Annotated in this window: 9 protein-coding genes and 1 other annotated feature; of the genes, 6 read left to right on the top strand and 3 right to left on the bottom strand. The window is 59.4% G+C overall.

Annotation, left to right across the window (positions count from 1 at the left end):
- Positions 1-17 precede the first annotated feature (17 nt).
- A complete protein-coding gene (gene acrR, locus QMM04_RS20190; RefSeq protein WP_058769398.1) occupies positions 18-656 on the top strand; it encodes a multidrug efflux transporter transcriptional repressor AcrR in 639 nt (212 codons plus the stop codon).
- Here the strand turns inward: acrR and rsmS are convergent.
- The 3 genes from rsmS to QMM04_RS20205 are packed head-to-tail and all read right to left on the bottom strand — an operon-like array spanning position 653 to position 1,621.
- Positions 653-808 (bottom strand): pleiotropic regulatory protein RsmS, encoded by a 156-nt coding sequence (gene rsmS, locus QMM04_RS20195; protein WP_021507212.1) that lies wholly within the window; start codon positions 806-808, stop codon positions 653-655. The two genes, acrR and rsmS, sit on opposite strands and share 4 nt — an antisense overlap.
- An 8-nt stretch (positions 809-816) precedes the next feature.
- Positions 817-1,062: a membrane protein gene (locus QMM04_RS20200; protein ID WP_010616865.1), complete on the bottom strand. Its 246-nt coding sequence runs from the start codon at positions 1,060-1,062 to the stop codon at positions 817-819.
- Positions 1,063-1,111: 49 nt separating this feature from the next.
- Complete coding sequence (locus QMM04_RS20205) at positions 1,112-1,621, bottom strand: primosomal replication protein (RefSeq protein WP_282996865.1); 510 nt, start codon at positions 1,619-1,621, stop codon at positions 1,112-1,114.
- Positions 1,622-1,679: 58 nt separating this feature from the next.
- On the opposite strand from QMM04_RS20205, the gene QMM04_RS20210 reads away from it, so the two are divergent.
- The 5 genes from QMM04_RS20210 to recR all read left to right on the top strand — a co-directional run bounded on the left by QMM04_RS20210 (position 1,680) and on the right by recR (position 5,979).
- Positions 1,680-2,063, top strand: coding sequence for a DUF454 family protein (locus tag QMM04_RS20210; RefSeq protein WP_021507215.1), 384 nt, complete (start codon positions 1,680-1,682; stop codon positions 2,061-2,063).
- A gap of 150 nt (positions 2,064-2,213) precedes the next feature.
- Positions 2,214-2,765 (top strand): adenine phosphoribosyltransferase, encoded by a 552-nt coding sequence (apt, locus tag QMM04_RS20215; RefSeq protein ID WP_031279659.1) that lies wholly within the window; start codon positions 2,214-2,216, stop codon positions 2,763-2,765.
- 247 nt (positions 2,766-3,012) lie between these two features.
- On the top strand, positions 3,013-4,992 hold the full coding sequence (gene dnaX, locus QMM04_RS20220) for a DNA polymerase III subunit gamma/tau (RefSeq protein WP_282996864.1): 1,980 nt from the start codon (positions 3,013-3,015) through the stop codon (positions 4,990-4,992).
- Positions 4,334-4,395 (top strand) — a sequence feature (DnaX frameshifting element). It overlaps the preceding gene by 62 nt.
- Before the next feature lie 52 nt (positions 4,993-5,044).
- Positions 5,045-5,374, top strand: a complete 330-nt coding sequence (locus QMM04_RS20225; protein ID WP_010616869.1) for a YbaB/EbfC family nucleoid-associated protein — start codon at positions 5,045-5,047, stop codon at positions 5,372-5,374.
- Complete coding sequence (recR, locus tag QMM04_RS20230) at positions 5,374-5,979, top strand: recombination mediator RecR (protein ID WP_031279660.1); 606 nt, start codon at positions 5,374-5,376, stop codon at positions 5,977-5,979. Before QMM04_RS20225 ends, recR begins: the two co-directional genes overlap by 1 nt.
- The last annotated feature ends 143 nt before the right edge of the window (positions 5,980-6,122 follow it).

Genomic DNA, 6,122 nt, shown 5'->3' on the forward strand with positions numbered 1-6,122 from the left:
TGTAAAAAAAGTCCTCTATGGCACGAAAAACCAAAGCGCAAGCACTTGAAACGCGACATCAAATTCTGGATGCCGCTTTAGCTCACTTTTCTGAACACGGTGTGGCCGCCACCTCACTGGCGGATATCGCCGCGGCCGCTGGCGTCACGCGCGGTGCTATCTACTGGCATTTTAAAAATAAAGCCGATCTGTTACAGGAGATCTGGCTGCGCTGCGACGCCGGGCTCGACGATGTGGAACTTGAGTATCAGACAAAATACTCTGGCGATCCACTTTCTGTAATGCGTTCGATGCTGATCTATATCCTTGAAGCCACAGCAAAGGATCCACAAAGACGCGCATTAATGGAGATTATCTTCCATAAATGTGAGTTCGTTGGCGAAATGTCGACGTTAATGGCGATGCAGCAGGGGCTGCTGCAGGCGTGTTATGACCGCATCGAAGAGGTGCTGCGCAGCTGTATCGAGGCCGGGCAGCTCCCGGCCAGCCTCAACACCCGTCAGGCGGCGCTGCTGATGCGCGGCTACATCAGCGGCATGATGGAGAGCTGGTTGTTCAATCCGCAAAGTTTTGATCTGGTGAGTGAAGCGCCGCAGGTGGTCGAGGCATTTATAGATATGCTGCGCCTGAGCCCGACGCTCGCCGGCACGCGCTAAGCGGTGCGCTCGGCCGCCAGCTTCTGCTCATAATCGCGCTGGACAATCGCCAGCGCAGCCAGCACCGTGGCCGTGGGCACCTGGTTTTCCTCCAGCAGCTGAATTAAATCGACCGCCAGCTTGATGTCGTCCGGCGCGGTATCCAGCGTCATAGTGTCTCCTAAATACGTAGTTTAGCGGCGACCAACAGCATCAGCAGGGCACCGGCCAGCGCCACGGCAAAGCCCGTCGGATGCAGCGTACCGAGGTCGCCCGTGGTGAAATACGTGGCGATGTAGCCGCCAATCAGCGCGCCGATCACCGCCAGCACCAGCGTCGGCACCAGTCCGCCGGGACGGCCGGGAAACACCCTCCGCTTCAGCCAGCCGGCAGCCAGGCCAATAATAATCCAGATGATAAGGGTCATGCTTCTCCTCCCGTCAGCGCTGTTTCCAGTATAGAGGAAAGCGAACGGCTTACGGCTGCGCCGCGATCTCCAGTTTATGCAGCGCGGCGCGGCAGCGCGCCAGCCGCTCCTGCAGAATCTCCACCTCGCGCATCAGCTGCTGCTGCACGCTCAGCGTTTCAGCGCGCGCCAGGTGCTGTTCGCGCTGCTGCAGCATGGCCAGCAGTCGCGTTTCGTAGCCGCGGTACTCATCACGCTTCGGCTGCAGCGGATCGCGCCGCGGCCGTTCACGCACCACGCGCAGTTGCTGGCTACTGCACTCGCGCTGCAGCGCGGCAATCTGGTCCAGCACCTTCTGCGCCAGCCACTGGCGGCGCGACGCATCACTGTTGGACGCCGCGAGCTGCGCCGCATTGTGCTGCAGCTCTTGCAGATAGTCAGCCAGCCGCGTGCCTTTACAGCGAAACAGCTGCGCGTCAAAGCGCGGCTGACGGCAGCTACCGTCCGGCTGCTGCGCAATCTGCTGGCGCAGCGTGTCAATCATTGCGTGCAGACGCTGTTGGGCGCGCAGTTGAGGCATCACTTCGATTCCGTCTGTGTTAACGTAGCGCTGTTGTGACATTTTTCAGGCATCTGGCATGCAGCGCATTTTACTGTTAAGCCTTGGCTGGCTGGCTATTGTGCTGGGCACGCTGGGCATTGTATTACCTTTACTACCGACCACGCCATTCGTGTTGCTGGCCGCCTGGTGTTTTGCCCGCTCGTCGCCACGCTTTCACCACTGGCTGCTGTGGCGCTCGCCGTTTGGCCGCTATCTGCGTCACTGGCAGCAGCATCGCGCCATGCCGCCCGGTGCCAAAAGCCGCGCCATGTTGCTGATTGTCATCACCTTTGCGCTTTCAATCTGGCTGGTGAAGCTGCTGTGGCTGCGCATCCTGCTCGGTGTGATGCTGGCGCTGCTGCTGCTCATGCTGTGGCGCATCCCGGTTGTAGCAGAAAGTGCGAACCCGCACGAACCGTAGCATCAGGGTTGCATTTAGCCGGCTGTTTGCTTAGATTTGGGCATCTTCGTGCGTGGCTTCCCTTTGAGAAACGACTTCGCTTAACCCGGTTTCCGGGTATTGGCGCTGTGGAAGCTGCGCGTTTTAGATATTTTTCCAGGCGTAACCGTTATGACCGCAACTGCGCAGCAGCTTGAACTGATCAAAAACAGCATCAAAAGCATTCCTGACTATCCGAAGCCGGGCATCCTGTTCCGTGACGTCACCAGTCTGATGGAAGATCCGCAGGCGTATGCCGCAGCGATCGCCATTCTGGTTGAGCGTTATCGTAATAAAGGCATCACCAAAGTGGTGGGCACCGAAGCGCGTGGCTTCCTGTTCGGGGCGCCGGTTGCGCTGGGTCTGGGCGTGGGATTTGTGCCGGTGCGCAAGCCGGGCAAACTGCCGCGTGAAACTTTCAGCGAAAGCTATGAACTGGAGTACGGTTCAGACGCGCTGGAACTGCACAAAGACGCCATCAAACCCGGCGATGTGGTGCTGGTGGTGGACGATCTGCTGGCTACCGGCGGCACCCTTGAAGCCACGGTGAAACTGATTCGTCGTGCGGGCGGTGAAGTTAAAGATGCCGCGTTCGTGATCAACCTGTTTGATTTAAGCGGCGAAGCGCGCCTGAACGCGCTGGGTATCGACTGCTACAGCCTGGTCAACTTCCCCGGCCACTAAGGCCATCGCGCCGCCCGCCTTGATGCCCGGCGGCGCCTCTCTTCGCACTCCCTGACAGGCGTATTCCGCCCTGAAGCGCAGCGCGCAACGTATCACGGGTATAGGCATATCCGGCTGTGGCTGTTACACTCCTGTCAAAATAAACAGGGTTTGCGTCACCGCATTTTTCCCCTAAGTCCCACGGCAGAATCGGCGCAACTGAGCGTGCTGCTGTGCCAGGTTAAACAACTCCAGTGATTGAATCCACATGAGCTATCAGGTACTTGCGCGAAAATGGCGTCCCCAGGCTTTCGCTGACGTAGTCGGTCAGGAACATGTGCTGACTGCGCTGGCCAACGGGCTGTCACTGGGACGAATCCATCATGCTTATCTCTTTTCCGGTACTCGCGGCGTAGGGAAGACCTCGATCGCGCGTCTGCTGGCGAAAGGCCTTAACTGCGAAACCGGCATTACCTCCACGCCTTGTGGTCAATGCGACAACTGCCGTGAAATCGAGCAGGGCCGTTTTGTCGATCTGATTGAAATCGACGCCGCCTCACGCACCAAGGTCGAGGACACGCGAGATTTACTGGATAACGTGCAATACGCACCGGCACGTGGACGCTTCAAGGTTTACCTGATCGATGAAGTGCACATGCTCTCGCGTCACAGCTTCAACGCACTGTTGAAAACGCTGGAAGAGCCGCCTTCGCACGTTAAATTCCTGCTGGCGACCACCGATCCGCAGAAACTGCCGGTCACCATTCTGTCTCGCTGCCTGCAATTCCATCTGAAAGCGCTGGATGTCGAGCAAATTCAGCAGCAGTTGGCGCACGTGTTGCAGCAGGAGCAGATTGCCGCCGAGCCGCGCGCACTGCATCTGCTGGCGCGTGCCGCAGACGGCAGTATGCGCGATGCGCTCAGCCTGACCGACCAGGCGATTGCCATGGGGCAGGGGAGCGTGACGCGTGAAACCGTGGCGCAGATGCTGGGCACGCTGGATGATGAGCAGCCGCTGGCGTTGATTGAAGCCTTGATTGATGGCCAGGGCGAGCAGGTGATGGCGCTACTGAACCAGGCGGCCTCGCGTGGTGTTGAGTGGGAAGCGCTGCTGGTGGAGATGCTGCGTCTGCTGCACCGCGTGGCGATGGTGCAACTTTTGCCGAGTTCGCTGGGCGAAGATGATCTTACTCAGGCACAGCGCCTGCGCGACTTAGCCCGCGTCTTACCGCCTGCCGATGTTCAGCTCTATTACCAGACCCTGCTGATGGGGCGTAAAGACCTGCCGCTGGCGCCGGATCGTCGTTTAGGCGTTGAGATGACGCTGCTGCGTGCGCTGGCTTTCCACCCGCAGGCCACCATTGCCGAACCGGTCGCCCGCCCCAGCTTGATTCCGCAGGCCGCGCCACAAGCGCCGGTAGCGCCATCGGCTCCGGCCGCGAAAGCCGCGCCTGCTGCACAGCCGCAGATGGCGCCGCCCATGCACGATGTGCCGCCGATGGCCGATGACTACCCGGATATGCCACCGGCACCCGAACATCTGTCCGACTCCACCAGTCAGCTACTTCAGGCGCGAACGCAGTTGCTGCGTCAGGGAGCCGGCAAAGCAAAAAAGAGTGAGCCGGCAGCGCGTTCCGCGCGGCCGGCGAATCCGGCGCTGGAACGTCTCGCCAGTGTCACTGAACGTGTGCAGCAGCGTGCTGCAGAACCGGCAGTAAAAACCCCGGCCAAACCGGAAGCTTATCGCTGGAAAGCACAGCAGACGGTGGAAGTGAAAGCTGAGCCGGTCGCTACGCCAAAAGCCTTGCGTTCCGCGCTGGAGCATGAGAAAACGCCTGAGCTGGCGCTGCGTCTGGCAGAAGAAGCCCAGCAGCGCGATGCCTGGGCAGCAGAAATTGCCGCACTGACGCTGCCCAAACTGGTGCAGCAAGTGGCGTTAAATGCGTGGAAGGAAGTGGGCGAAAACAGCGTCACACTGCATCTGCGCAGCAGCCAGCGTCATTTGAATTCGGCGTCTGCCCGACAGTCGCTGGCCGAGGCGCTCAGTCAGTCGGCCGGACAAACGGTTGAACTGACCATCGTTGAAGATGATAATCCCGCGGTATTGACGCCACTGGAATGGCGTCAGGCCATTTATGAAGAGAAGCTGGTGCAGGCGCGCCAGTCGATCGAAAGCGATACTCATATTCAGACCCTGCGTCGATTCTTCGATGCCGACCTGGATGAAGAGAGTATTCGACCCGTTTGAACACCCGCTGTCGCAGCTTGTTTGCGCGCAGCCCCAGCAGAGAGAGAAGACTATGTTTGGTAAAGGCGGATTGGGCAACCTGATGAAACAGGCCCAGCAGATGCAGGATAAAATGGCCAAAGTTCAGGAAGAGATCGCCGCACTGGAAGTCACCGGCGAATCAGGGGCTGGCCTGGTCAAAGTGACCATCAACGGTGCGCACAACTGCCGCCGCGTGGAAGTCGATCCCAGCCTGCTGGAAGATGACAAAGAGATGCTGGAAGATCTGATCGCTGCGGCGTTCAACGATGCGGCGCGCCGTATTGATGAAACGCAGAAAGAGAAGATGGCGTCCGTCTCTGCCGGTATGCAGCTGCCGCCTGGCTTCAAGATGCCGTTCTGATGCAAACCAGTCCACTGCTTGAAGCTTTGATGGAGTCGCTGCGCTGTTTGCCGGGCGTTGGCCCGAAATCGGCGCAGCGCATGGCGTTTCATCTGTTGCAGCGCGATCGCAGCGGTGGCATGCGTCTGGCGCAGGCGCTGACCCGCGCCATGGCAGAGATCGGCCACTGTTCCGACTGCCGCACCTTCACCGAGCAGGAGATCTGCACTATCTGCGCCAATCCCCGCCGTCAGCAAAACGGCCAGATTTGCGTGGTGGAGAGCCCGGCGGATATCCACGCCATCGAGCAGACCGGCCAGTTTGGCGGTCGCTACTTTGTGCTGATGGGCCATCTGTCGCCGCTGGACGGCATCGGCCCGCAGGACATTGGCCTGGATCGGCTGGAGCAGCGCCTTGAACGTGAGACGCTGCAGGAGGTGATCCTCGCCACCAACCCAACGGTGGAAGGCGAAGCCACGGCTAACTATATCGCTGAGCTGTGCGGCCAGTATGGCGTTGACGCCAGCCGCATTGCGCACGGGGTTCCGGTTGGCGGTGAACTGGAAATGGTCGACGGCACAACGCTTTCGCACTCGCTTGCCGGACGGCACAAGATTAAATTCTGACCACTTGCCGGTATCCTGCTGCGATACCGGCTTGAAATTCTTTCCACCATCCCCATTTCACTCTCAACAATTGATCAACCCCGATTCTGTTGAGGTAGCAATGACCATGAAAGGACAAGAGACGCGTGGCTTCCAGTCAGAGG

The organism is Pantoea sp. Pa-EAmG (assembly GCF_030024295.1).
GTDB lineage: Bacteria > Pseudomonadota > Gammaproteobacteria > Enterobacterales > Enterobacteriaceae > Pantoea > Pantoea dispersa.

Excerpts from the sequence above, each read along its gene's own strand:
- dnaX (WP_282996864.1), top strand. The coding sequence starts at position 3,013 with ATGAGCTATCAGGTACTTGCGCGAAAATGGCGTCCCCAGGCTTTCGCT.
- acrR (WP_058769398.1), top strand. The coding sequence starts at position 18 with ATGGCACGAAAAACCAAAGCGCAAGCACTTGAAACGCGACATCAAATT.
- QMM04_RS20205 (WP_282996865.1), bottom strand. The coding sequence starts at position 1,621 with ATGCCTCAACTGCGCGCCCAACAGCGTCTGCACGCAATGATTGACACG.
- apt (WP_031279659.1), top strand. The coding sequence starts at position 2,214 with ATGACCGCAACTGCGCAGCAGCTTGAACTGATCAAAAACAGCATCAAA.
- rsmS (WP_021507212.1), bottom strand. The coding sequence starts at position 808 with ATGACGCTGGATACCGCGCCGGACGACATCAAGCTGGCGGTCGATTTA.
- QMM04_RS20210 (WP_021507215.1), top strand. The coding sequence starts at position 1,680 with ATGCAGCGCATTTTACTGTTAAGCCTTGGCTGGCTGGCTATTGTGCTG.
- QMM04_RS20225 (WP_010616869.1), top strand. The coding sequence starts at position 5,045 with ATGTTTGGTAAAGGCGGATTGGGCAACCTGATGAAACAGGCCCAGCAG.
- QMM04_RS20200 (WP_010616865.1), bottom strand. The coding sequence starts at position 1,062 with ATGACCCTTATCATCTGGATTATTATTGGCCTGGCTGCCGGCTGGCTG.
- recR (WP_031279660.1), top strand. The coding sequence starts at position 5,374 with ATGCAAACCAGTCCACTGCTTGAAGCTTTGATGGAGTCGCTGCGCTGT.